Genomic DNA, 24,863 nt, shown 5'->3' with positions numbered 1-24,863 from the left:
GCCGCGACCGCGGGCCCGTCGCGGACGACCCGTGCCCCCGGCCGCCCGCCGTCCCCGGGAACACCCGGCCCCTCGTACCGGCCGCCGGGTGCCGGTCCCACGGACCGGCCGGCGAGTTCCGTGTCCGCCGCCGCGACCGCGGGCCCGTCGCGGACGACCCGTGCCCCCGGCCGCCCGCCGTCCCCGGGAACACCCGGCCCCTCGTACCGGCCGCCGGGTGCCGGACCCACGGACCGGCCGGCGAGTTCCGTCACCTCGGCCCCGCCGGTCGCCAGCCCCGGACCGCGGACCAGGACCCGCCGGCCGCCGGGCGGGGGCGTCGTCTCGCGGGCGCGCAGCCAGCTGCTAGCCGACGGCGACACGCTCAGCACCCGCTCCCGCAGCGCGGGCAGGAGCGCCCACGGCACCCGGTGCAGCCGCCCCGGCGGGACGACCACCACCGGGCCGGTGCCCAGGTGCGCCGCCGCCGGACCGAGCAGCAGCTCCTGCAGCCGCGCTCCCGCGGCCTCCACCACCGGCAGCCGCGCCTCCGCGCCCGGATGGGCCAGCCGCCGCAGCCCCGCCTGGACGTGCTCGGCCTCCCGCTCCGCCTCGGCCAGCAGTCCCGCCTCGAACCGCCGCACCCGTCCCTGCCCGCACAGCAGCACGTGCACCCGCCCGTCGACCACCGCCAGTTCCACCAGCCGCACGCCCTCACCGAGCCGCCGCAGCAGCCGGTCCACGTCGAACCGGTCGCCGTCCCCGGACACCTCGCCCCGCATGTGCAGGGTGCGGGAGCGGATCTCCCGCTCCAGGCGCCGCTGTTCGCGCTCCAGCGCGGCAACGGGCCGGCCGCCGTCCAGCCGGGCCTCCTCCGCGCGGGCGGCGATCTCCCGGAACGCCGTCATGCCGCTCAGCAGCGCCGGGTCGGCCGGCGGCCGGGCGGGCGGAGCCGTCAGCACGGTCGCCCGCCACCGCTCGCTCCACACCAGCAGCCGCCGCGGACCGCCCGAGACCAGGCTCGCCCGCTGCGCCGTCGCCGCCAGCTCCGCGCCCTGCGCGGTGGCCCGGGCGCGCAGCTCCGAGGCGCCCAGCGTCATCCGGTGGTCGTCCAGGACGTCCAGCCCCCGCCGGCACGCCTCGAGCACACCCCGCGTCGACCCCGCCGCCCGGGCCCGCAGCGCCTGCGCCGCCCAGCCCGTCATCCGCGCCAGCGGCGGCCCGCCGCGGCGGCTGCGCGCGGCGACGGCCAGATGCCGTTCCGCGTCGGCCGTCCAGCCCAGGTCCAGTGCGATCCGGCCCGCCAGCAGCGACGCCTCCGGCGCGGCCGGCGCCCCGAACGCGGCCAGCCGCTCCGCCACCGCCGCCGCGTCCGCGACCAGCCGGCCCGAGGGGCGTCCCGTCGCGACCCGCGCCTCGATCAGCACCAGCCGGGCGTGCGTCTCGTACCAGGTGCGCCGCTGCGCGGCGAACAGCCGTACCGCGACGGCCGCGCGCGCGATCGCGGTCTGCGCGTCGCCCGCCAGCCGGGCCGCCCGCGCGGCCACCAGCAACAGCTCCGCCTTGCGCGTGGACTGCCCGCCGATGCCGTCCAGCGCGGCGATCGCCGCGTCCGCCTCCGCCAGCGCCTCCGGTGCGAGCCCCGCCGCCAGCAGCACCTCGCAGCGCCGGATGGTCAGCATGAACGTCGGCGTGCCCAGCTTCGCGTACCGCTCCTCCGCCTCGTCCAGCAGCCGCAGCGCCGCCGGCACGTCACCGGACCGGAACGCCGCGAGCCCCCGGCTCTCCACCGCGTCGGCCTTGTCGTGCTCCTGCCCTGTCGTGTCCCACAGCGCCTCCGCCGCCGTGAAGTCCGCCTCCGCCCGCTCCACCGCGCCCAGCGCCAGGTGCACGGTCGCCCGCAGCGTCAGCGCCCGCGCCGTCCAGATCACGTCGTCCGCCTGCCGCAGCACCGGGACCGCCCGGCGCACGTCCTCCAGCGCCTCGCCGTGCCGGCCCAGCACCCACCACACGTACGCCCGCCGGTACAGCACCCGCGCCCTGGTGTGCCCGGTGCCGCGGGCCACGCCCCGCTCGAACGCCGCCAGACCGTCCCGCGTGCGCCCGGCGTGCACGAGGGCGACCCCGAGCGTGGCCAGCACGTCCGCCTCCCGCTCGGCCGAGTCCGCCCGGGCCGCGAGGTCGCGGGCGCGCCGCAGATGGGCCAGTGCCCGCCGCATGTCGCCGAAGTCCCGCTGCCAGATGCCGATCACCTGGTGGGCGACGGAGGCGTGCAGCGGCGACGGATCGGCGCCGAGCAGCTCTCCCGCCCGCTCCACGGCCTCGTTGGGGGCGGCGAACACCATCGGCAGCAGTTCGAGAACCGAGTCGTTTCCCGCTGTCACCCCACGGATGGTAGTGGTCCGCAACCACGTCCCACAGGTTCGAGTCTGTATCAATCGACCGCCACCCGACTCTGATTGTCGACCGCCGCCGACCGCGCACGACCGCCGGTGACCGTCGCCACGACAGCCGCCTCAGTGGAGGACCCGCATGGCACCACAGCGTTTCCGCGAGCAGTTCGACCAGATCCAGCGCTCGATGCCCGGCGTCCCGCTGGCGATGGGCCCGGACGACTCCGCCGAGTTCTTCTACGAGAAGGGCGTCGTCCTCGCCCGCGACGGCGAGGAGGCCCGCCTGGTCGAGGACACCGTGCGCGAGCACTTCACCGCGTCCGCCGGTCTGGCCCCGGACCACGTCCGCCGGGCGGGCCCCGAGACCAACCGCACCGGCATCACCCGCATCCGGGTCGGCGACCCCGGTGAGGGCGACCGCGGCGGCGACCCGGCCGTCGCGCACGCCCTGCGCTCCCTGAGAACGGTGGAGGGCCGCGCGGGCCGCCGCCTGATCAGCCGCAACCACGTCGTGTCCATCGCGGTCAACGCCTGCCCCGGCGACGAACCCGTGCCCGTCCCGGCCGGCCAGCCGCCGAACCCGGCGCCGGCCGCCACGGAGTACGACGCGGGCACCGCCGTCGGCGTCCTCGTCGTCGACACCGGCCTCATGCACGACTACCGCTCCTACCCGCCGCTGGTCCACACCGACGGCGACACCCAGGCGAGGGAGTGCGACGACGACGGCGTCCTCCAGCAGTACGTCGGCCACGGCACCTTCATCGCCGGCCTCCTCGCCGCCGTCGCCCCCAACACCGACGTGACCGTACGGGGCACCCTCAACGACGCCGGCGCCATCCTGGAGTCCGAGTTCGGCGAGAAGCTCTTCGAGGCCGTCGACCGGGGCGGCTGGCCCGACATCCTCAGCCTCTCCGCCGGCACCTCCAACGGCCGCACCGACGGCCTGCTCGGCCTCCACGCCTTCATGGAGGAACTGCGCGAACAGCGCACGCTGCTGGTCGCCGCCGCCGGCAACAACGCCAGCGCCACCCCCTTCTGGCCCGCCGCCTACGCCGACCTGCCCGGCTGGGAGCACGCCGTCCTGTCGGTCGGCGCGCTGCGCGCCGACGGCGAGTTCGGCGCCTGCTTCAGCAACCACGGCGGCTGGGTCAAGGCCTACGCCCCCGGCGAGCGCCTCACCAGCGCCCTGACCGGCTTCCGGGCGCCCGTGCCGTACGTCTACCAGCACTCCACCTACGACGCCTGCCGGTTCGGCTTCGGCTACGACTGCACCTGCCGGTACCCCCGGCACAACGGCGTGCTCAGCGAGCCGGGCGAGGCGCCCGCCAAGCCGGACCAGGTGATGTTCGAGGGGTACGCGCAGTGGAGCGGCACTTCCTTCGCGACCCCTGTGGTCGCGGGCCTGGTCGCCTCCCGCATGACGGAGCACAAGGAGACCGACCCCCGTGCCGCCCGCAGACAACTGCTCGCGGCCAACACCGAGTTCGCCGAGGTGCGCGGAGCGCACGTACCGGCGCTGCTGCCGCCCACCTGGCGTCCGGTCCCCGTCGGACCGCCGGCCACGGGGACGTGAGCGGCGCCGTGCCGGGCGGAGGCGCCCCCTGTGCGGCGTACGATGACGTGTCGTACACGAGGGGTGGGGCCGTGGACCGTGCAGATGTCGGGGCGCTCGTCAGGTCGGCCGCCGACGGGGACGCGGCGGCCTGGAAGTCACTGGTGGACGGACTGGGGCCGCTGGTGTGGTCGGTCGTGCGGGCACACGGCCTGTCCGACGCCGACGCGCACGAGGTGTACCAGACCGCCTGGTTCAGGTTCGCCCAGAACCTGGGGCGGATCCGCGAACCGGAGAAGACCGGCTCGTGGCTGGCGAGCACGGCACGCCACGAGTGCCTGAAGCTGCTCAAGGCGTCGAGGCGCTGGACGCCGACCGACGACCCGCAGCTGCTCGACCGGCCGAGCGAGGACCGCACGCCGGAGGAGTCGGTGCTCGACTCCGAGGAGGCCGCCGCGCAGACCGAACGCGTGCGGCAGCTGTGGCAGGAGTTCGAGCAACTGGGCGAGCGCTGCCGGCAGTTGCTCAGGGTGCTGATCTCCTCGCCACCACCCAGTTACCAGGAGGTGTCCGCCGCGCTGGAAATCGCGGTGGGCAGCATCGGGCCGATGCGGCAGCGCTGTCTGCGCCGGCTGCGGGCCCGGCTCGAGGCACGGGGGACGACGACATGAGCGACGTGTACGACGGTTACGACGACGACGCCGAGGACGGACCGCCCGACGCGGCGTCCGCCGGCGGGGAGTGGGAGACCGGGCTGCTGGAGGAGGAACTGCGGCAGGCCGCCGCGATCCTCGACCCGGTACCGGCCGGGCTGCGGCGGATCGCCGTCGACGCCTACGCGCTGCACGACCTGGAGGCGCGCGTCGCCGAGCTGACCTTCGACTCGCTGACCGACGCCATCCCGGTGCGGGGGGAGCCGGACCCGCCGCGGATGCTGACCTTCCGCGCGGACGACGTGATCGTCGACGTGGAGGTGACCTCCGACGGACTGTTCGGGCAGGTGCTTCCACCGGGTCCGGTCCGGATCGAGGTGCTCGGCGGCCCGCTGGCCCGTGCGCGGCTGACGGCCGACGACATGGGCCGCTTCACCGGCGACGCCCCGCCCACCGGCCCGTTCGCCCTGCGGCTGCGGACCGGCGGCGCGGTGGTCGTCACGGAGTGGCTGCGCGCCTGACCGTCGGTGGACGCCGGCCGGTCAGCCCGACACGGCGTCGACCAGCGCCGCCAGCGATTTCGCGAGGCGGGACAGGCCGGGTCCGGCCCGGATCGAGGTGCTCGGCGGCCCGCTGGCCCGTGCGCGGCTGACGGCCGACGACATGGGCCGCTTCACCGGCGACGCCCCGCCCACCGGCCCGTTCGCCCTGCGGCTGCGGACCGGCGGCGCGGTGGTCGTCACGGAGTGGCTGCGCGCCTGACCGCCGGCGGACGCCGGCCGGTCAGCCCGACACGGCGTCGACCAGCGCCGCCAGCGACTTCGCGAGGCGGGACAGGCCGGGCCCGGCCGGACCGCCCGGCTCGGCCATGTAGGTGTCCCGGCGGATCTCCACCATCAGCGCGCCGACCTCGCCCCGCTTCCCGTAGAACTCCAGGGGCACGTACGTCCCGCTGAACGGGCTGTCGAGCCCGGTCTCCCCGCACGGCGCGAAGGCCTCACGGGCGGCGGCGAGCAGCTCGGGCGGCGTGTGGAAGCCGTCGGTGCCCAGGCAGACCGGCGGGCGCGGGCCCTCGCCGTGCAGCTCGTAGGGCAGCGGCTCGGCCGGGTAGGAGTGCACGTCGATGATCACGGCCCGCCCCGTGGCGGCGAGCCTGGCGGCGACCGCCTCGGTCATCGCCCGCGCGTACGGCCGGAAGTACCGTTCGAGCAGCGGCTCCGGATCGGTGCCGTCGGCCCGCAGCACCTCGCGGTGCGTGGTCCGCGTGTACACGGCGCCCATTCCGACGGCCGTCATCTCCTCCCGCTCGTCGGGGAACCGCTCGGGGTCGACCACCAGCCGCGACGCCCGGTTCACGAACCGCCAGGGCGTGACGCCGGCCAGTCCGGCCGCCGCCTCGGCGATCTCGGCCGTGTGCGAGTCGGTGATGTGGTCGAGCTCCCGTTCCAGCGCCGCGTCGTCGAGGACGATGCCGGGGCGGACGCCGGCCGGTATCTCCCGCGAGGAGTGCGGCACGTGCAGGATCACGGGGGAGTGCGGGGCGCCGGGCAGCAGCTCGAAGGACTGCGGGGCGTCGGTCATGGGATGCTCCGGAGGTGTGGTCGGGGGGACGCGCGTCAGGCGCCGGCGCAGAGACGGGCACCCCGTCTCCGGCGGACGGAGACGGGGTGCCCGGGAGCCCTGGGGGCCGGTGAGGATCAGGCGAGGGACGCCAGCGCCTCGTTCCAGGTGGCCGACGGGCGCATGACCGCGGCGGCCTTGGCCGGGTCGGGCTGGTAGTAGCCGCCGATGTCGGCCGGCTTGCCCTGGACGGAGTTCAGCTCGTCCACGATCTTCTGCTCGTTGGCGGCGAGCGTCTCGGCGAGCGGGGCGAAGGCCTTGGCCAGGTCCGCGTCGTCGGTCTGCTTCGCCAGCTCCTGCGCCCAGTACAGGGACAGGTAGAAGTGGCTGCCGCGGTTGTCGATGCCGCCGACGCGACGGGTCGGGGACTTGTCCTCGTCGAGGAAGGTCGCCGTGGCGCGGTCGAGGGTGTCGGCGAGGACCTTGGCGCTGCCGTTGCCGGTGGCCGCCGCGTACTGCTCCAGGGACGGCACCAGGGCGAAGAACTCGCCCAGGGAGTCCCAGCGCAGGTAGTTCTCCTTGACCAGCTGCTGGACGTGCTTCGGCGCGGAGCCGCCGGCGCCGGTCTCGAACAGGCCGCCGCCCGCCATCAGCGGGACGACCGACAGCATCTTGGCGCTGGTGCCCAGCTCCAGGATCGGGAACAGGTCGGTCAGGTAGTCGCGCAGCACGTTGCCGGTGACGGAGATGGTGTTCTCACCGCGGCGGATGCGCTCCACCGACAGCTTGGTCGCCTCGACGGGGGACAGGATCCTGATGTCCAGGCCCTCGGTGTCGTGCTCCGACAGGTACCGCTCGACCTTGGCGATCAGGTTGGCGTCGTGGGCGCGGCCCTCGTCCAGCCAGAAGACGGCCGGGTCGCCGGTGGCGCGGGCGCGGGTGACGGCCAGCTTGACCCAGTCGCGGATCGGGGCGTCCTTGGTCTGGCAGGCGCGGAAGATGTCGCCGGCGGAGACCGTCTGCTCCAGGACGGCGTCGCCGTTCTGGTCGACCAGGCGGACCGTGCCCGTGGCGGGGATCTCGAAGGTCTTGTCGTGGCTGCCGTACTCCTCGGCCTTCTGCGCCATGAGGCCGACGTTCGGCACCGAGCCCATCGTCGACGGGTCGTAGGCGCCGTTGGCGCGGCAGTCCTCGATGACGGCCTGGTACACGCCGGCGTAGGAGGAGTCCGGGATGACGGCGAGGGCGTCGTGCTCCTGGCCGTCCGCGCCCCACATGTGGCCGGAGGTGCGGATCATGGCCGGCATCGAGGCGTCGATGATGACGTCCGAGGGCACGTGCAGGTTGGTGATGCCCTTGTCGGAGTCGACCATCGCCAGCTCCGGGCCCTCGGCGAGCTCGGCGTCGAAGGATGCCTTGATCTCGGCGCCCTCGGGCAGGGACTCCAGACCCTTGTAGATGCCGCCCAGACCGTCGTTCGGGGTGAGACCGGCCTTGGCGAGCGTCTCGCCGTACCGCGCGAACGTCTTCGGGAAGAAGGCGCGCACCACGTGACCGAAGATGATCGGGTCGGAGACCTTCATCATCGTGGCCTTCAGGTGCACCGAGTACAGGACGCCCTCGGACTTGGCGCGGGCGACCTGAGCGGTCAGGAACTCGCGCAGCGCGGCGACGCGCATCACCGAGGCGTCGACGACCTCGTCCTTCTTCACCGGCACCGACTCGCGCAGCACCGTGGTGGTGCCGTCGTCGCCGACCAGCTCGATCCGCAGCGTGCCGTCCTCGGCGATCACCACGGACTTCTCGGTGGAGCGGAAGTCGTTCTCGCCCATGGTCGCGACGTTCGTCTTCGACTCGGGGGTCCAGGCGCCCATGCGGTGCGGGTGGGACTTGGCGTAGTTCTTCACCGAGGCCGGGGCGCGGCGGTCGGAGTTGCCCTCGCGCAGGACCGGGTTGACCGCGGAGCCCTTGACCTTGTCGTAGCGGGCGCGGATGTCGCGCTCCTCGTCGCTCTTCGGGTCGTCCGGGTAGTCCGGCAGCGCGTAGCCCTGGCCCTGCAGCTCGGCGATCGCGGCCTTGAGCTGGGGGATGGACGCCGAGATGTTCGGCAGCTTGATGATGTTGGCGGCGGGCGTCTTGGCCAGCTCGCCGAGCTCGGCGAGGGCGTCCGGGATGCGCTGGTCCTCGGTGAGGTACTCCGGGAACAGCGCGATGATCCGGCCGGCCAGCGAGATGTCCCGGGTCTCCACGGAGACACCCGCCTGCGAGGCGTACGCCCGGATCACCGGCAGGAACGAGTAGGTCGCCAGGGCCGGGGCCTCGTCAGTGTGTGTGTAGATGATGGTCGAGTCAGTCACCGGGTGCTCCGCTCCACGTCTGCAACATTGCTCGACATCAAGATATCTCGTGATCGACCCCGGCTCGACAGGGGTCGCGCGGAGATTCCGGCCATCCGGCCGCGCGGCCCCGGCCGAGCGGGTGACCGGTCAGGCGGACGGCACGGTGTCCTCGCCCGCCCGCTGCTGCGGGATCACCACGGTCCCCTGCTGGAGCGCGACCGTCCGGGCGGGCGCCGGAATGCGGATGCCCTCCTCGCGGTAGCGCCTGTGCAGGCGCTTGATGAACTCGTGCTTGATCCGGTACTGGTCGCTGAACTCGCCGACGCCGAGGATCACGGTGAAGCCGATCCGCGAGTCGCCGAAGGTGTGGAAGCGCACCGCGGGCTCGTGCTCCGGCACCGCCCCGGTGATCTCCGTCATCACCTCGGCGACGACCTCGATCGTGACCCGTTCCACATGCTCCAGATCACTGTCGTAGGCGACGCCCGCCTGCACCAGGATGGTCAGCTTCTGCTCGGGGCGCATGAAGTTGGTCATGTTCGTCTTCGCGAGCTGCCCGTTGGGGATCACGACCAGGTTGTTGGAGAGGGCGCGGACGGTGGTCTGCCGCCAGTTGATGTCCTCGACGTAGCCCTCCTCGCCGCTGCTGAGCCTGATGTAGTCGCCCGGCTGCACGGTCTTGGAGGCGAGGATGTGGATGCCCGCGAAGAGGTTGGCGAGCGTGTCCTGCAGCGCCAGGGCAACCGCCAGACCGCCCACGCCCAGGGCGGTGAGCATCGGGGCGATGGAGATGCCCAGCGTCTGCAGCACCACCAGGAAGCCGATCGCCAGCACCAGGACCCGGGTGATGTTGACGAAGATCGTCGCCGACCCGGCCACCCCGGAACGGGACGCCGTCACCGTCCGGACCAGTCCGGCGATCACGCGGGCCGCCGACACCGTCACCACGAAGATCAGCAGGACGGTCAGCACCTGGTTGACGTTGTGCTGCACCGTCCGGGTCAGCGGCAGCGCCGCCGCCGCGCCGGCCGCGCCGCCCGTGACCGCCGCCCACGGCACCACCGTGCGCAGCGCGTCCACGATCACGTCGTCGCCGCTCCAGCGGGTGCGCTCCGCGTGCCGTCCCAGCCAGCGCAGCAGCATGCGCAACAGGAACGCCCCCAGCAGCCCGGCGGCCAGCGCGATGCCGGCGGGCACCAGGTGGTCCACGGTGAGGTCCTCGGTCATCGGTCACCTCCGGGGGGAACGGCCGCGGCGAAGCCGCTCGCCGACGGGCGGATGTGCTTACTCGTCACCTGTCACCTGCTCGATTCCTTGATGTCGCGACCGCACCGGTCCGCGAGGACCGCAAGGGGGTCCGACCGGCGCGGGGGCTCATCCTGCCGCATCCGGCACGGCAGTTCGTACCGGCGGGGGAGTCCGGCCACCGCCCCGGCCGGCCGGGGGCGCGGCCCTTGACCTCAAGGAAGCTCGAGGTCGTACCGTCCCCCTCATGAGCATGGAGACCACCGCCTGGACCCAGCTGCACAGCGTGATGAACGCCGAGCAGGAACGCCGCCCCCTCGCCCGCGCCACCCTGCGCCGCATCGGCGCCTTCGCCCGCCCGCACCGCCGCCGCATCACCTGGTTCGTGCTGCTCGGAGTGGCGACCGCCCTCCTCGCCGTCGCCACCCCCGTGCTGGCCGGGAAGGTCGTCGACGCCATCGTGACCGGCGGCGACGAGGGCACGGTCGTCCGCCTGGCCCTGCTGATCGCGCTGATCGCCGTCGCGGAGGCGGCGCTCGGCATCCTCTCCCGCAGGCTGTCGGCGACGCTCGGCGAGGGACTCATCCTCGACCTGCGCACGGCCGTGTTCGACCATGTGCAGCGCATGCCGGTCGCGTTCTTCACGCGGACGCGTACGGGAGCGCTCGTCTCCCGCCTCAACAACGACGTCATCGGCGCCCAGCGCGCCTTCAGCAACACCCTGTCCGGTGTGGTCAGCAACCTGGTCACCCTGCTGCTGACCCTCGCCGTCATGCTCACCCTGTCCTGGCAGATCACCCTGATCGCGCTGGTGCTGCTGCCGGTGTTCGTGGTCCCCGCGCGGCGCATGGGCCGCCGCATGGCCCGCATGCAGCGCGAGGCGGCCACCCTGAACGCCGCCATGGGCACCCGGATGACCGAGCGCTTCTCGGCGCCCGGCGCCACACTCGTCAAGCTGTTCGGCCGCCCGGAGGAGGAGTCGGCGGAGTTCGCCGCCCGCGCCCGCCGCGTCGCGGACATCGGCGTGCGCACCGCCACCGCCCAGGCCGCCTTCATCACCGCGCTCACCCTGGTCTCCGCCCTCGCCCTGGCCGTCGTCTACGGCCTCGGCGGCTACTTCGCCCTGCGCGGCACCCTGGACCCGGGCGCCGTCGTCGCCCTGGCGCTCCTGCTGACCCGCCTGTACGCGCCGCTCACCGCGCTCGCCGGGGCCCGCGTCGAGGTGATGAGCGCCCTCGTCAGCTTCGAGCGGGTCTTCGAGGTGCTGGACCTGGCCCCGCTCATCGCCGAGAAGCCCGACGCCCGCCCCGTCCCCGACGGCCCCGTCGCCGTCGAGTTCGACGACGTCCGCTTCGGCTACCCGTCCGCCGACAAGGTCTCCCTCGCCTCCCTCGAGGAGGTCGCCTCCCTGGACACCCGCGGCGGCGACGAGGTCCTGCACGGACTCTCCTTCCGCGCCGAACCGGGCCAGACCGTCGCGCTCGTCGGCTCCTCCGGCGCCGGCAAGTCGACCATCGCCCAGCTGCTGCCGCGCCTGTACGACGTCGACTCCGGCGCCGTGCGGATCGGCGGCGTCGACGTCCGCGACCTCACCGCCGAGTCCCTGCGCGACACCCTCGGCATGGTCACCCAGGACGGCCACCTCTTCCACGACACCGTCCGCGCCAACCTGCTGCTGGCCCGTCCCGACGCCACCGACGCCGACCTGTGGGACGCGCTGCGCCGCGCCCGCCTCGACGACCTCGTACGGTCCCTGCCCGACGGCCTCGACACCGTGGTCGGCGAGCGCGGCTACCGCCTCTCCGGCGGCGAGCGCCAGCGCATGACCATCGCCCGGCTGCTGCTGGCCCGCCAGCGCGTCGTCATCCTCGACGAGGCCACCGCGCACCTCGACAACACCTCCGAGGCGGCCGTCCAGGAAGCGCTCGGCGAGGCCCTGGAGGGCAGGACGGCCATCGTCATCGCCCACCGGCTGTCCACGGTCCGGGCGGCCGACCAGATCCTGGTCGTCGAGGCGGGCCGCATCGTGGAACGCGGCACCCACGACGAACTCCTCGCCACGGACGGGCGGTACGCGGAGCTGCACCGCACCCGGTTCGCCCGGCCCGCGGTCGAGGAGGCGGCGTGACGCGGGGCGCCCGGACTACGCCGGCCCGGGCGCCCCGGTCCGCGCCGGCAGGTCCTGCTCGGCCCAGACGACCTTCCCGTCGGCGGTGCGGCACGAACCCCACCGCCGGCACAGCATGTTGATCAGCTGGAGCCCGCGCCCGCTCTCGTCGCTCACGTCGGCGTGCTGGATCTGCGGCAGGTCGGGCCCGGAGTCGGACACCTCCACCGCCAAGCGCTCGTGCCGCAGCAGCCGCAGCTCACCGGGGGCGTTCCCGTAGCGCAGGGCGTTGCCGACCAGCTCGCTGACCACCAGCTCCGTCGTGTCGACCAGATCCTGGAGACCCCACTTCTCCAGCTGTTCACGAACCGCGGCGCGGGCCTGCCCCGCGGCCGTGCCGTCCGGCGGCAGCGCACACGCGTACGCGTCGCCCTCGGGGCCGAGCGGCCGGGTGGCGGCCACGAGCACGATCGCGTCGTCGGTCCGGTCCCCGCCGACGCGCTCGGTGACCGCCCGGCACACGGTGCCGTCCCCGGGCACGGTGCCGCCGACCGCCTGGCGCAACCGCTCCAGCTGTGTGTCCAGACCGGCGGTGCGCGACCTGATCAGCCCGTCCGTGTACAGCGTCAGCCGCCCCCGCCCGGGCACGACGGGGCAGTCGACCGGGTCGTACGGGATCACCCCGGCCCCCAGCGGCGCCCCGACGGGCACGTCCAGGAACGAGGTCGTGCCGTCCGGCCCGGTCAGCAGGGGCGGCGGGTGACCGGCGCTGGCGATGCGGAAGGCGCCGGCGCACGGGTCGTAGACCGCGCACAGGCAGGTGGCGACCTGGTCCTCCTCCAGGTCGCGGGAGGCCAGGTCCAGCCGGGCCAGCAGCCGCTCGGGCGCGATGTCCAGCGCCATCAGGGTGCGGGCCACCGTACGCAGCCGGCCCATGGTGGCCGCGGCGGCCAGCCCGCGCCCCATCACGTCGCCGACCATCAGCGCGGTACGGCCGCTGGGCAGCGCCACGACGTCGAACCAGTCGCCGCCCACGCCGGCCGGATCACCGGCCGGCGTGTAGCACGAGGACACGTCCAGTCCGGGTGTGGCCGGGCTGGTCCTGGGCAGCAGGGCCCGTTGCAGCGTGACCACGTGCTCGCGCTCGCGCCCGTAGAGCCGGGCGTTGTCGATGCACACGGCGGCCTTGGACGCCAGCTCCACGGCGAGGACCGCGTCGGCGCGCGTGAACGGGGCCCGGCTGCCCGCCCGGACGAAGTCGGCGAGCCCCAGCAGCACCCCGCGGGCGATCAGCGGAACCGCCAGGTAGGAGTGGACACCCGCGCGGCGCATGAGGTCGGCGGCCTCCGGGGTGGGGGCGACGGCGGTGAAGTCGGACCGTTCCAGCCGGGGGACCAGGACCGGTTTCCTGGTGTCCAGGCACATCCGCACCAACCGGTGGGCGGTGTGGGAGACCTCGCCGACCGGGTCCGGGGCGAGGTCCAGCCCGGGGATCTCGGAGACCGCCACGGCCCTCAGCCCGGGGGCCCCCAAACCGCCCGCCCGGTCGCCCTCCTCGAACCGCAGCACCGAGTCCAGCAGGTCCACCGCACACCCGTCCGCCAGTTCGGGCACCGTGAAGCCGGAGAACTCCTCCGCCGTGCGCTGCAGGTCGAGCGTGGTCCCGATGCGCATCCCGGCCTCGTTCAGCCAGGCCAGCCGGCGGCGCGCGCCCAGCACCTCGGTGACCGGCCGCAGCGCGGCCCGCAGCGTGCGGTGCCCGTGGGCGAAGGGGCTCGGAGGCCGTCGCGCTCCACGCGGCCACTGTCTTTCCCGCACGCGTCGCCTCCTCCCACGGCCTCCTGGAACCGATTCTGCCCCTCCCGCCGCCCACCGCGCCTGTCCGGGCGGGAAAAGCCTCTGCCCGGCGCGGAGGACCCGGCACACCTCCGGGCGCCGCGCCGGGCCGGGGCACCGAAAGCCGGATCGTTCTCCACCGCGGTCGTCCTCCCCGCCGGTGGGCGGGGAGGATGACCCGCGAAGGTCCGGGCGAGGCGTGCGGCGGCCGTCAGCGGTCCGCGGCGCCGCCGCGGACGACGCAGGACCGCTGGTCCTCCCAGCCCCAGCCGTCGCCGTCGGGGTCGGAGGCGGCGCCGTGCACGCAGTACGGGTAGCCGTTCGGGGCGGTGCCGCCCGTGGCGCGCCCGTAGACGGTGGCGGTCCGGGAGGTGGAGGAGATGCCGTCGGCTCCGTAGAAGACGCGGTGGCCCCAGCCGGTCAGGGAGTTCGCGTCGAAGCCGGCGACCATGTCGAGGTACTCGACGCCACCGCCGTTGCCGCTCCAGGACCAGCCGAGGTAGCCCACCCCCAGGGACCGCGCGGTGGCCATGACGGCGTCCTCGTCCGGGTCGCCGTCGCCGTGCCGGTCGCCGAACTCGCCGACGACGACGGGCAGGCCCCTGTCGACGAAGGCGCGCAGGTAGTCCCGCACCTCGGCGGCGGTGTCGTAGACCCCGTACATGTGGATCGAGAAGACGGTGTTGCGGTCGGGGTCGGAGGCGAAGACGGAGGGGGCGCCGTCCCGCATCGTGTGCGACCAGTCCTGGCCCCAGTTGGGGGCGTCGACCATGAGGGCGTGGTGGATGCCGGCCTTGCGGAGCTTGCCGATCGCCGCCTTGGTGGCGCCGGTCCAGGCCGTGTAACCGCTGTTGCCGAACGGCTCGTTGCCGATGTTGACGACGACGTAGTCCTCCTGGTTCTCCAGTGCGCTCTTCACGCTGATCCAGTAGTCGGCCGCCCGGTCCAGGGTGGTGGCGGCGCCGTCCTCGCCGTAGCCGGTGGTGTCGTGCACCTCCAGGACGCAGATGACCTTGCCGGCCTTGCACCGGCCGATGAGGGCGGAGACCTCCGCCGTGCTCGTCCGGGTCCACCGGTCGCCGTTGCTGAGCACGACGCGCACGGTGTTGGCGCCCTTGCGCGCGATGTCGGCGATGGAGGCGGTGCGGTCCGGATACCAGGCGTGGGCGTGGTTGACCCCGCGCATCACGAACGCGTTCCCGTTCGCCTCGACGAGGCGTCCGTCGCGGACGTGCAGGCCGGCGGGCGCGGCGGCGGCTCCGCCGGCCGGGCCCACGACCGAGAACAGCAGGCCGAGGACGGCGGCGAGCGCCATCCCCGCGGTGGTGGTCAGGGTGCTTCCCGGTGGCTTGTGCATGTCTCTCCTCGGGGTCGGGCGGGGCTGAGGACACGAGCGGCGCGGCACCGCCGACAACGATGTCGTCGTGTGGGGCACGCCTGATGGGCCGTTTCGCGGGGCGGGGGATCTCCGGCACCGGACGACGGGCCGCTCGTGGCCCCTATGACGCACCCGGTGTTACGTCCATGTCAATGCTTGATTCAGGGTCATTCCGTCCGGCCGTGACCTGAACCGCTAAACCCGCTGCTCACATCCGATGCCGCGGAGAAGAGGGATGCCCGCCTTGCGGGACCGCGCTACTATACCGGTTTAATAACAGAGGATCGCCGATTGTCGATAACCGGTCGCACGCCGTTAACGTACGACCGTGGACCTACTTCGACCGATCATCAAGCCGTACGCCTGGGGCTCCCGCGAGGCCCTCGCCCGACTGCAAGGGCGGGACCTGCCCTCGGCCGGTCCGGAGGCGGAACTGTGGATGGGTGCCCACGCGTCCGGTCCCGCGGGCCTGACGCGCGACGGGTGCTCCACGACGCTGCGGGACGCGGTGGCCGACGACCCCGAGCGGGAGCTCGGAGCCGCCTGTGCCCGCCGGTTCGGCGGCAGGCTTCCGTTCCTGCTGAAGGTGCTCGCCGCCGAGCAGCCCCTGTCCATCCAGGTGCACCCCGACCGCGAGCAGGCGCGCGCGGGCTTCGCCGCCCAGCGGGCCGGCGGCGGTCACGGCCCCTACGCGGACGACTGGCCCAAGCCCGAACTGCTCTGCGCGCTCAGCCGCTTCGAGGTGCTGGCCGGTTTCCGTGACCACGCGCAGGCCGCCCGCGTCCTCGGCGACCTCGCTCTCGACCGGCTGCGGCCGGTCACCGCGCTGCTGCGCGACGGCGTCGGCGACGAGGCGCTGACCGAGGCGCTGCGCGCCCTGCTGGAGTGGCCGCGGCACGACCGCGAGCCGTTCGTCTCCGAGGTCGTCGAGGCGAGCCGGAGCCGGGCGCTGCGGCCCGGTCCGCACCGCGCGGCGTACGACGCGGTGGTGCGCATGTCCCGGCACCGTCCCGGAGACCTCGGCCTCGTCGCCTCCCTGCTCCTCGACCACCGGGTCCTGGAGCCGGGCGAGGCCCTGTTCATGCCGGCCGGCGGCCTGCACGCCTACGTGCGCGGGGTCGGTGTGGAACTGCTCGCCAACTCGGACAACGTGCTGCGTGCGGGGCTGACCGCCAAGGAGGTCGACGTCCCCGAGCTGCTGCGGATCACGGACCCCTCGGTGCGGGTGCCCGAGGTGCGGCCGAAGGGCGTCGCGGGGCCGGGGCGGACCCGGCTCTACGACTGCCCGGTCGAGGAGTTCGCCCTCTACCGGAGCGAGCTCACCGGCCCCGGCGGCCCCCTCGTCCCGTCGTCCGGACCCCGCATCGCCTTCTGCGCGCACGGGTCCCTCCGCTTGCGCACGGACCGGGGGGAGGAGCTGCGGCTCGACTCCGGCGCCTCCTGCTTCCTGCCCGCCTCGGACGAGGACGTCCTGGTGGACGGCGCGGGCACGCTGTTCGTGGCGGCCACCGGCCAGGGAGCCGACGGCCGCGGCACCCGCTCCTAGGAATTCCCGCCCACTCGTCTTGTGACAACGTTGTCGGCCTCCCGGGCCGCAGAGAGGACTGCATCGGTGTACGCCGCCCTGGACATCGGAGGAACCAAGATCGCGGGTGCGCTGGTCGACGAGGGGGGAACCGTCGTCCACCGCACCGAACTCCCCACCCCGGCACGGGAGTCCGCCCAGCGCCTGGCGCGCGCGGTCGACTCCGTGATCGACGCCCTGGCCGCCGCTCCCGCCTGGGGCGCCGTGCGCGGTTTCGGCATCGCCAGCGCGGGCCCCGTCGACACCGCGGCCGGCACCGTGAGCCCCGTGAACATCCCCGCCTGGCGGGCCTTCCCCCTGACCGAGAGCGTGCGCGCCCATCCGATGCTCCCGGACGGCGCCGCACCCGTACTGCTCGGGGACGCCGTGGCCATGGCCGCCGCCGAGCACTGGCTCGGCGCCGCCCGCGGAGCGGCCAACGCGCTGTGCATGGTGGTCTCCACCGGCGTCGGGGGCGGCTTCGTCCTGGACGGCCGGCTGCGGCCGGGGCCCTCGGGGAACGCCGGGCACATCGGTCACGTCTCCGTCGCCCTCGACGGCGCGCCGTGCGTCTGCGGCGCGCGGGGGTGCCTGGAGGGCTACGCCAGCGGCACCGCCATCGCCCGTCACGCCCTGGAGGCGGGCTGGACGCCCGACCCCGGATCGCCGCCGACGGCCGCCTCCGTCGCCGCCTCCGCGCGCGCGGGCGACGAACGCGCCCTGGCCGCCTACGACCGCTCGGCCCGGGCGCTGGCCGCCGCCATCGCCGGCGCCGCGACGCTGCTGGAGATCGAGGTCGCCGTCATCGGCGGCGGCGTCGCCCGGGCGGGCGACACGCTCTTCGCCCCCCTGCGGCGCCACCTGCGGTCGTTCGCCGTCCTCGACTTCGTCGGCGGCCTGGAGGTGCGGCCCGCGGCCCTCGCCGCGGACGCCGGTCTGATCGGCGCCGCGGCGGCGGCCCGTCAGCGCGTCCGGGAAATCGGTCACGCGACGGTCTGACCACCTCTCCACATTTCACCGGAGAGGAACTTAACCGGTTCTCCTCCTTTCTTTCCCGCTCATGCGGGGAGGAGGGTGGAATGCCTTTCCGCATCGAAAGGGAGAGGGGCGGTTCCCGCCCGGCCCGCCCCCGTTCCGGAACGCGTGTTCCCGCGCGATCCCGCATACCGGCGCGTCATCGAGGAGCCGGAGAACGCCCGAGGGGCGCGGCACCGTGCCGCGCCCCTCGGGCGTATCGGTGGATCAGGACCGGGGGGAGGCCGTGGACGCCCTCGGCACCAGCGACGGTGTCGCCACGGGCCGGGAGACGACCTCGTGACCGGCGATCACCTCGAACAGCACCCGCGCGACCTGCGCCCCGAAGCCGTGCACGTCGTGACTCATCGCGGACAGCGTGGGATGGGTCAGCCGGCACAGCTGCGAGTCGTCCCAGGCCAGCAGGGACAGGTCGTCCGGCACCGAGACGCCCATCTCGGCGGCGACGCCCAGCCCGGCGACCGCCATGATGTCGTTGTCGTAGACGATCGCCGTGGGCCGGTCGCCGGACAGCAGGAGGGAGCGTGTGGCGCGTGCGCCCTCCTCGCCGGAGAAACCCGTCTCGACGTGCAGCCCTCCCTCGAGACCGAGTTCCCCCAGGGCCTGCTCGAACGCGGCCGTCCGGATGGCGCTGTGCCCCAGCCCGCCCGGGCCGCCCACGCGTGCGATGCGCCGGTGGCCCAGGGCCGCCAGGTAGCGCACCGCCTCGCCGACGGCGGCGGCGTCGTCGGTCCACACCGAGGGGAAGCCCCCCGTGAGGGAGGGGTGCCCGACCGCGACGGCGGGCAGGCCCAGCTCACGCAGGGGGACGAGGCGAGGATCCTCCTGGTGGAAGTCGACCAGGATCGAGCCTCCCACCTGGCGCTCCCGCCACCAGCGCTCCTGGAGACGGACCTCCTCCTCCAGCGAGCCGACCAGGCGCAGCAGCAACGAGCAGTCGCGCTCCGCCAGCACGCTCTCGATGCCGGAGACGAACTCCATGTAGAAGGGCTCCAGGCCCAGCAGCCGGGCGGGCCGGCAGATGGCCAGCCCGACGGTGTCGACGGACTGGCGGGACAGGCTGCGGGCCGACGAGTTCGGGGCCCAGCCGAGCTGCCGGGCCACCGCGAAGATCCGTTCCCGGGTGGCCGCCGAGACCCCCGGTTTGTGGTTGAACGCCAGCGACACGGCGCCCTTGGACACGCCGGCGGCCGCGGCGACGTCCTTGATGGTGACGCGTTCGGAGGGTGCGCTCACGCCGGTTCCACACAGAACAGTGCCGTGCGCACGGCGTCGGCGCGCGTCTGCGTCGCCCCCGTGACCCGCAGGCGGGCCTGCTCCCCGGGGAGCAGGGTGCGCAGACCGGTGTCGCAGACGGCGTCCGGACCGAGCCGGTCCGCCTGCAGCAGGAGGTCACGTACCAGCGTGTGAGCGGTTACCACGACCTCGACACTACCGGCTCCGGCCCCGGCCAAAGACTCCACCGCCACGTCGAAACGCGGGACCGGGTAGGCGAACGCCTTGTCGACGACGGGGAAGTGGAGCGCGCGCAGCGTGTCGCAGTCGGCGACGAGGAACTCCTTCCCGGAGCTCTCCTCCGGTGCCAGGTCCCGGGGGACGGGCTGCCGGTGGACCGAACGCGCGGCCGCGGTCACCTCGAGCACGTGCTCCGCCACCCCGCTGCCGTCGGCCCGCATCCGGCGCAGGACCACACGTGCGTGCCAGGGCTCGGCGCCCTGGTTGACGACGGCGAGCACCGGGCCCCCGGGGTCCGGCTGGAGCGTGAGGAGGCGGTCGGCGTAGACCCGGCGCAGCTCGTGGTAGAGCGGCTTGGGCCGGCCGTCGCCGTCGACCGCCGCCCAGGAGCTGACCGGCCAGCAGTCGTTCAGCTGCCAGACCACGGTGCCCGCGCAGACCGGCCAGTGCGAGCGCCAGTGCTCGATGCCGGCGGCGACCGCGCGGGCCTGTACGACCTGCGTGAGGTAGTGCCAGCGGTCGAAGTCGCCCTCGGGCGGCGCGAAGTGGCGTTCCAGGCCCCGGTCGAGTTTGCCGTTGCCGTCCTCCGCCTTCTGGTGGTGCAGCATGCCGGGGGAGTCCGGGGCGAACCGCTCACCGGGCAGCGCACGCCGCAGGGTGGCCATGGCGGGCGGCGCCTGCCAGCCGAACTCCGCGACGAAGCGGGGCACCGAGTCGCGGTACTCGGCGTAGTCCCGGCGGTTCCAGACCTCCCACGAGTGGTGGGTGCCGTGGGCCGGGTCGTTGGGGTGGTGGTCCCAGGAACCGGACCACGGGCTGCCCGCGGTGTAGGGCCGGGTCGGGTCGAGTTCGGCGACCACGCGCGGCAGCAGGTCCAGGTAGTAGCCGCCGCCCCACGAGTCGCCGGCCAGCTCCGGCTCCCACTCCCAGTCGCGGAAACCCCACAGGTTCTCGTTGTTGCCGTTCCACAGCACGAGGCTCGGGTGCGGCATCAGGCGGACAACGTTGTCGCGCGCCTCGGCCTCGATCTCGCCCCGCAGCGGCTGTTCCTCGGGGTAGGCGGCGCAGGCGAAGAGGAAGTCCTGCCAGACCATCAGCCCCAGTTCGTCGCAGACGTCGTAGAAGGCGTCGTCCTCGTAGATCCCGCCGCCCCAGATCCGCACCAGGTCCACGCCGGCCTCGGCCGCCTGCCGCAGCCGGGTGCGGTAGCGGTCGGGGGTGATCCGGGAGGGGAAGACGTCGTCCGGGATCCAGTTCACCCCGCGGGCGAAGACCCGTACGCCGTTGACGACGAGGGTGAAACCGGTGCCGTGCTCGTCCTCGGAGCGGTCCAGTTCCACGCTCCGGAAACCGATGCGCCGCCGCCAGGAGTCCAGCCGCCGCTCCCCGGGCCCGTCCTCGACGAGCAGCAACCGCAGGTCGTACAGCGGCTGTTCGCCGTAGCCCCGCGGCCACCACAGGGAGACGTCGGGCACGTCCAGGGTCAGTACGGCCCGCCTGCCGTCCACCGTGGCCCGCGCCCGGACGTCGTCGCCGAGGTCGGCGTGCACGGCGAGCGGGCGGTCCGCGCCCTGCCCGGTGCGCTCGACCTCGACGTGCACCTCGACCCGTCCGGTGCCGTCGACGACCGTGACCAGGGGGCGCACGTCGGCCAGCCGGGCCGTCGACCAGTGTTCCAGCCGGACCGGGCGCCAGATGCCGGCGGTCACCAGCGTCGGGCCCCAGTCCCAGCCGAAGCTGCACGCCATCTTGCGGATGTACTGGAACGGCTCGGGGTAGACGTTCGGGCGCTCTCCCGTCAGCGCGCGCACCGCCTCGGCCTCGTCGTAGGCGGAGGCGAAGTCCACCCGCAGCGGACCGCTCAGGCCCGTGACGTCGAAGCGGTGGCGCCGGTGCATGTTCCGGGTGCGGCCCACCTCCCGCCCGCCCAGGGTGACCACCGCGGCCGTGTCCAGGCCGTCGAAGACCAGATCGGTCCGCTCGTGCTCCTCCTCGCCGGTGGCGGGGGCGTCGAGGTCCCGGACGTAGCTCCAGGCGCGGCGGCCGACCCAGGCCACCTCGGGTTCGTTGGTGCCGAGGAAGGGGTCGGGGATCAGGCCGGCCGCGAGCAGATCGGTGTGGACACAGCCGGGGACCTGGGCGGGCAGGAGGGCGTCGTCGTGGCGCAGGCTCCAGCCCTCGGTGAGCGGGACGACTTCCTTCATGTGCGGCTCCTTAAGGCAGGACGGGTCCCGGTTTCATGGATGACGCCCACAACCTAACGTCCCATGTGTTAACCGGTCTAGTTCCCTCTTGCCGGTGGCTGGTCCCTGCGAAACCGCAGCTCCTACTACAGATGACTGGTCATTCTCTTTCCCGCACGTAACGATTGGGTATCGCGAGGAAGGTGAGAGCTTTACCGGTTCACTAGTGACTGACATAGTCGCCGTCAGTCACCGCAGCCCGAGCCGTAGTCCATGGAAGGAGCTGGGCGCATGGGGAAGAAGACGCTGAGCGTCGCTCTGCTCACCACCGCGATGCTGACCGTCGCGGGGTGCAGCGGAGGGGGAAGCCCGAACGCCGACGAGACCGCCGCCGCGCCGGTGAGCCCGGACGGGGTCTCGGGCGACATCACCGTCCTGACCAACCGCACCGACCTCGTGCAGGACGGGACGATGAAGAAGTACGCCGCGGAGTTCAACAAGACCTATCCCGAGGTGAAGGTCAGGTTCGAGGCCCTCACCGACTACGAGGGCGAGGTCAAGATCCGCATGAACACCGACGAGTACGGTGACGTCCTGCTGATCCCCGCGGTGATCGCCAAGGGGGACTACCCGAAGTTCTTCGCGCCGCTCGGCGACACGTCGTCGATGAAGGACACCTACCGCTTCACCGACAAGACCGATGTCGGGGGCAGGACGTACGGCATCGCCTCCTTCGGCACCGCCAACGGCTTCGTCTACAACAAGGCGGTGTGGAAGAAGGCCGGCATCACCGACTGGCCGACGACCGCCCGGCAGTTCCTCGACGACCTGAAGGCCGTCAAGGACAGGACGGGTGCCACGCCCTACTACACCAACTTCAAGGACGGCTGGCCGCTCAGCAGCCCCTGGACCAACAGCATCGGCTCCGTCAGCTGCGACACGCAGGCCTCCGACAAGCTGGCCGCCATGGACGAGCCCTGGGGCGAGGGCACGGACCTGAACGCGCTCGACACCCTGCTGTACGACATCGTGCACGGGAAGCTGTCGGAGAAGGACCCGGCCACCACCAACTGGGAGAGCTCCAAGACCCTCCTGGCCAAGGGCGAGATCGGCAGCATGATGCTCGGCTCCTGGGCCGTCAACCAGATGCGGGACGCGGCCGAGAAGGCCGGCGCGAACCCCGACGACATCGGCTTCATGCCCGTTCCCGCGCAGCGGGGCGGCACGTTCTGCGCCACCCTGGTCTCCGACTACCAGCAGGCCGTCAACATCCACTCCGACAACAAGAGTGCCGCCCGGGCCTGGATCGACTGGTTCACCGCGAAGTCCGGCTACGCGGCGAAGGAGGGCGCGGTCTCCGCGCTGAGGTCCGAGCCGATGCCCGACACCCTCGAAGGCTATGTTGACAACGATGTCAAGATGGTGGAGCGCTCCGAGGCCAAGACCGCCGAGGTCAACGCCGTCGACAACGCCTCCGAGATCGGTCTGGCCAAGCCGGACTACCGCCAGAAGCTCATCGACATCGCCCGCGGCGCGGTGGACGGCTCCCTCGACGACTACTTCGACGATCTGAACAAGCGCTGGTCCGAGGCCCGGCGGACCGTCGGCTCCTGACCCCGCGCACCGGGTTCCGGCCTCCTGGCCTCCCGCTCCGGCCGGAACCCGGCGCACCAGTGCCCAGCGGACGACGAAAGGCCCGGCTCCGCAATGACCCGAACCGTTTCCACCGCATCACCGCCCGCCCCGGCCACCGAGCCGGGCCGGACCGGCGAACGACGCCCCCACCGCGCGTCCGGCGGCGGCTCCTGGCACCACCGGCCGATGCGCCGGGTGACCCCGTGGCTGTTCCTGGCCGCCCCCCTCGTCCTGCTGATCACGTTCACGTACGTGCCGGTGGGCAACATGCTCTTCTACAGCTTCACCGACTGGGACGGGGTCAGCCCCGACCGCGAGTTCGTCGGCACGGAGAACTACACCGAACTGTTCACCCGTCCCGAACTGTTCCGGGTGTTCGCGGTGAGCCTCTACTACCTCGCGGCGTCCGTCGTGCAGATCGTGATCGCCCTGTACTTCGCCACCGTCCTCAGCTTCGACCTGCGCTTCAGGAACCTCTTCAAAGGCATCCTGTTCTTCCCCTACCTGATCAACGGCGTCGCCATCGGCTTCGTCTTCCTGTACTTCTTCCAGGACGGCGGCACCCTCGACTCGGTCCTGTCCTGGTTCGGAGCGGGTTCCGACCACGCCTGGCTGGGCAGTCCGGAGTCGGCCAACACCTCACTGGCCGGCGTGTCCGTCTGGCGCTTCACCGGCCTGAACTTCGTCCTGTTCCTCGGCGCGATCCAGTCGATCCCCGGGGAGCTCTACGAGGCCGCCCAGTTGGACGGCGCGAGCCGGTGGCAGCAGTTCCGGCACATCATCGCGCCGGGCATCCGGCCGGTGCTGAGCCTCAGCGTCATCCTGGCGATCTCGGGTTCCCTCTCGGTCTTCGAGATCCCGTACATCATGACCGGCGGCGCGACCGGCACCTCGACCTTCGTCATCCAGACGGTCAAGTTCGCCTTCCAGTTCAACAAGACCGGCCTGGCCTCGGCCTGTGCCGTGGTGCTGCTGGTGATCATCCTGCTGATCACCTGGATCCAGCGCCGGCTCGTGCCCGACGAGAAGGTGGACCTCGTATGACCGTCACCGCCCCCGCCCCCGCACAGGCGCGGACGCGCCGGCGCCCGCGCCTCGGCACCACACTGACGTACCTGTCGCTCGTCGTCGCCTCGCTCGTGGTGCTGCTGCCGCTCGTCGTGGTGTTCCTGACCTCGCTCAAGTCCTACGACGAGATCGCCGACGGCCAGGGCGCCCTGACCCTGCCGGACGACTGGCTCAACTTCTCCAACTACGCCACGGCCTTCCACGACGGCCACATGCTCACGGCCTTCGGCAACACGGCCTTCATCCTGCTGTTCTCCATCACGGGCACCGTGGTCATCGGCTCGATGACGGCGTACGCCATCGACCGCTTCGACTTCCGGCTCAAGAAGCTGATCATGGCCCTGTTCCTGATCGCCACCCTGGTACCGGGCGTGACCACACAGGTCGCCACCTTCCAAGTGGTCAACAGCTTCGGCCTGTTCGACACCCGCTGGGCCCCGATCCTGCTCTACATGGGCACCGACATCGTGTCCGTCTACATCTTCCTGCAGTTCATCCGGGGCATCCCCCCGTCCCTCGACGAGGCCGCGCGGCTCGACGGCGCCAACGCGTTCACCATCTACCGGAAGATCATCTTTCCGTTGCTGAAGCCGGCGATCGCGACCGTCGTCATCATCAAGGGCATCACCACGTACAACGACTTCTACGTCCCGTTCCTCTACATGCCCTCCGAGGAGCTCGGGACCATGTCGACCGCCCTGTTCCGGTTCAAGGGGCCGTTCGGAGCGCACTGGGAGAACATCTCCGCGGGAGCCGTCCTCGTGATCGTGCCGACCCTGGTGGTCTTCCTGTTCCTGCAGCGCTACATCTACAACGGGTTCGCGCAGGGAGCCACCAAGTAGGGCTCCCGGAGGCGCCGTCCACGCGGTGGACCGCCGGTA

Annotated in this window: 18 protein-coding genes; 10 read left to right on the top strand and 8 right to left on the bottom strand. The window is 72.9% G+C overall.

Going from position 1 to position 24,863, the window contains the following annotated elements; genetic code table 11:
* Positions 1-2,324, bottom strand: a 2,324-nt coding sequence (locus ACZ4V6_RS27685; RefSeq protein ID WP_467832836.1) for a CHAT domain-containing protein, incomplete at its 3' end; no start/stop codon positions are given.
* A gap of 187 nt (positions 2,325-2,511) precedes the next feature.
* On the opposite strand from ACZ4V6_RS27685, the gene ACZ4V6_RS27680 reads away from it, so the two are divergent.
* The 4 genes from ACZ4V6_RS27680 to ACZ4V6_RS27665 all read left to right on the top strand — a co-directional run bounded on the left by ACZ4V6_RS27680 (position 2,512) and on the right by ACZ4V6_RS27665 (position 5,339).
* Complete coding sequence (locus tag ACZ4V6_RS27680) at positions 2,512-3,945, top strand: S8/S53 family peptidase (RefSeq protein WP_467832643.1); 1,434 nt, start codon at positions 2,512-2,514, stop codon at positions 3,943-3,945.
* Positions 3,946-4,016: 71 nt separating this feature from the next.
* A complete protein-coding gene (locus tag ACZ4V6_RS27675; protein ID WP_467832641.1) occupies positions 4,017-4,595 on the top strand; it encodes an RNA polymerase sigma factor in 579 nt (192 codons plus the stop codon).
* Positions 4,592-5,098: a hypothetical protein gene (locus ACZ4V6_RS27670; protein ID WP_467832638.1), complete on the top strand. Its 507-nt coding sequence runs from the start codon at positions 4,592-4,594 to the stop codon at positions 5,096-5,098. Before ACZ4V6_RS27675 ends, ACZ4V6_RS27670 begins: the two co-directional genes overlap by 4 nt.
* A 97-nt stretch (positions 5,099-5,195) precedes the next feature.
* The gene (locus ACZ4V6_RS27665) at positions 5,196-5,339 is read left to right on the top strand and encodes a hypothetical protein (protein ID WP_467832635.1); all 144 of its coding nucleotides are present in this window, start codon (positions 5,196-5,198) and stop codon (positions 5,337-5,339) included.
* A gap of 21 nt (positions 5,340-5,360) precedes the next feature.
* Here the strand turns inward: ACZ4V6_RS27665 and ACZ4V6_RS27660 are convergent, their stop codons facing one another.
* From ACZ4V6_RS27660 to ACZ4V6_RS27650, 3 genes are all read right to left on the bottom strand, one after another.
* The gene (locus ACZ4V6_RS27660; RefSeq protein ID WP_467832632.1) at positions 5,361-6,158 is read right to left on the bottom strand and encodes an N-formylglutamate amidohydrolase; all 798 of its coding nucleotides are present in this window, start codon (positions 6,156-6,158) and stop codon (positions 5,361-5,363) included.
* A gap of 116 nt (positions 6,159-6,274) precedes the next feature.
* Positions 6,275-8,494 (bottom strand): NADP-dependent isocitrate dehydrogenase, encoded by a 2,220-nt coding sequence (locus tag ACZ4V6_RS27655; RefSeq protein WP_467832629.1) that lies wholly within the window; start codon positions 8,492-8,494, stop codon positions 6,275-6,277.
* A gap of 129 nt (positions 8,495-8,623) precedes the next feature.
* Positions 8,624-9,703: a mechanosensitive ion channel family protein gene (locus tag ACZ4V6_RS27650; RefSeq protein WP_467832626.1), complete on the bottom strand. Its 1,080-nt coding sequence runs from the start codon at positions 9,701-9,703 to the stop codon at positions 8,624-8,626.
* Positions 9,704-9,974: 271 nt separating this feature from the next.
* Between ACZ4V6_RS27650 and ACZ4V6_RS27645 the strand changes: the two genes are divergently transcribed.
* Positions 9,975-11,849: an ABC transporter ATP-binding protein gene (locus ACZ4V6_RS27645; protein ID WP_467832835.1), complete on the top strand. Its 1,875-nt coding sequence runs from the start codon at positions 9,975-9,977 to the stop codon at positions 11,847-11,849.
* A gap of 15 nt (positions 11,850-11,864) precedes the next feature.
* Here ACZ4V6_RS27645 and ACZ4V6_RS27640 read toward each other — a convergent pair whose 3' ends face one another.
* Positions 11,865-13,646, bottom strand: a complete 1,782-nt coding sequence (locus ACZ4V6_RS27640) for an ATP-binding SpoIIE family protein phosphatase (RefSeq protein ID WP_467832620.1) — start codon at positions 13,644-13,646, stop codon at positions 11,865-11,867.
* Between the two features lie 229 nt (positions 13,647-13,875).
* Positions 13,876-15,021 carry a cellulase family glycosylhydrolase gene (locus ACZ4V6_RS27635; RefSeq protein WP_467832617.1) on the bottom strand — a complete coding sequence of 382 codons (1,146 nt, stop codon included), beginning with the start codon at positions 15,019-15,021 and terminating at the stop codon, positions 13,876-13,878.
* Positions 15,022-15,370: 349 nt separating this feature from the next.
* On the opposite strand from ACZ4V6_RS27635, the gene manA reads away from it, so the two are divergent.
* Positions 15,371-16,588 (top strand): mannose-6-phosphate isomerase, class I, encoded by a 1,218-nt coding sequence (gene manA, locus ACZ4V6_RS27630; protein ID WP_467832613.1) that lies wholly within the window; start codon positions 15,371-15,373, stop codon positions 16,586-16,588.
* Between the two features lie 66 nt (positions 16,589-16,654).
* A complete protein-coding gene (locus ACZ4V6_RS27625; RefSeq protein WP_467832609.1) occupies positions 16,655-17,605 on the top strand; it encodes an ROK family protein in 951 nt (316 codons plus the stop codon).
* Between the two features lie 243 nt (positions 17,606-17,848).
* On the opposite strand, the gene ACZ4V6_RS27620 is transcribed toward ACZ4V6_RS27625, so the two are convergent.
* Together ACZ4V6_RS27620 and ACZ4V6_RS27615 are read right to left on the bottom strand one after the other, a co-directional pair.
* On the bottom strand, positions 17,849-18,877 hold the full coding sequence (locus ACZ4V6_RS27620) for a LacI family DNA-binding transcriptional regulator (RefSeq protein WP_467832606.1): 1,029 nt from the start codon (positions 18,875-18,877) through the stop codon (positions 17,849-17,851).
* On the bottom strand, positions 18,874-21,300 hold the full coding sequence (locus tag ACZ4V6_RS27615) for a glycoside hydrolase family 2 protein (RefSeq protein WP_467832603.1): 2,427 nt from the start codon (positions 21,298-21,300) through the stop codon (positions 18,874-18,876). Before ACZ4V6_RS27615 ends, ACZ4V6_RS27620 begins: the two co-directional genes overlap by 4 nt.
* Positions 21,301-21,570: 270 nt before the next feature.
* Between ACZ4V6_RS27615 and ACZ4V6_RS27610 the strand changes: the two genes are divergently transcribed.
* From ACZ4V6_RS27610 to ACZ4V6_RS27600, 3 genes are all read left to right on the top strand, one after another.
* The gene (locus ACZ4V6_RS27610) at positions 21,571-22,893 is read left to right on the top strand and encodes an ABC transporter substrate-binding protein (protein WP_467832601.1); all 1,323 of its coding nucleotides are present in this window, start codon (positions 21,571-21,573) and stop codon (positions 22,891-22,893) included.
* Between the two features lie 93 nt (positions 22,894-22,986).
* On the top strand, positions 22,987-23,958 hold the full coding sequence (locus ACZ4V6_RS27605) for a carbohydrate ABC transporter permease (RefSeq protein ID WP_467832599.1): 972 nt from the start codon (positions 22,987-22,989) through the stop codon (positions 23,956-23,958).
* The gene (locus ACZ4V6_RS27600; protein WP_467832596.1) at positions 23,955-24,824 is read left to right on the top strand and encodes a carbohydrate ABC transporter permease; all 870 of its coding nucleotides are present in this window, start codon (positions 23,955-23,957) and stop codon (positions 24,822-24,824) included. Before ACZ4V6_RS27605 ends, ACZ4V6_RS27600 begins: the two co-directional genes overlap by 4 nt.
* Positions 24,825-24,863: the final 39 nt, after the last annotated feature.

It is taken from the genome of Streptomyces sp. NPDC029152, assembly GCF_055564355.1.
This window is presented reverse-complemented; position numbering and strand designations above follow the sequence as displayed.

Coding starts and splice junctions, on each gene's coding strand:
- ACZ4V6_RS27680 (WP_467832643.1), top strand. CDS start 2,512: ATGGCACCACAGCGTTTCCGCGAGCAGTTCGACCAGATCCAGCGCTCG.
- ACZ4V6_RS27670 (WP_467832638.1), top strand. CDS start 4,592: ATGAGCGACGTGTACGACGGTTACGACGACGACGCCGAGGACGGACCG.
- ACZ4V6_RS27660 (WP_467832632.1), bottom strand. CDS start 6,158: ATGACCGACGCCCCGCAGTCCTTCGAGCTGCTGCCCGGCGCCCCGCAC.
- ACZ4V6_RS27650 (WP_467832626.1), bottom strand. CDS start 9,703: ATGACCGAGGACCTCACCGTGGACCACCTGGTGCCCGCCGGCATCGCG.
- ACZ4V6_RS27645 (WP_467832835.1), top strand. CDS start 9,975: ATGGAGACCACCGCCTGGACCCAGCTGCACAGCGTGATGAACGCCGAG.
- ACZ4V6_RS27635 (WP_467832617.1), bottom strand. CDS start 15,021: ATGCACAAGCCACCGGGAAGCACCCTGACCACCACCGCGGGGATGGCG.
- ACZ4V6_RS27615 (WP_467832603.1), bottom strand. CDS start 21,300: ATGAAGGAAGTCGTCCCGCTCACCGAGGGCTGGAGCCTGCGCCACGAC.
- ACZ4V6_RS27610 (WP_467832601.1), top strand. CDS start 21,571: ATGGGGAAGAAGACGCTGAGCGTCGCTCTGCTCACCACCGCGATGCTG.
- ACZ4V6_RS27605 (WP_467832599.1), top strand. CDS start 22,987: ATGACCCGAACCGTTTCCACCGCATCACCGCCCGCCCCGGCCACCGAG.
- ACZ4V6_RS27600 (WP_467832596.1), top strand. CDS start 23,955: ATGACCGTCACCGCCCCCGCCCCCGCACAGGCGCGGACGCGCCGGCGC.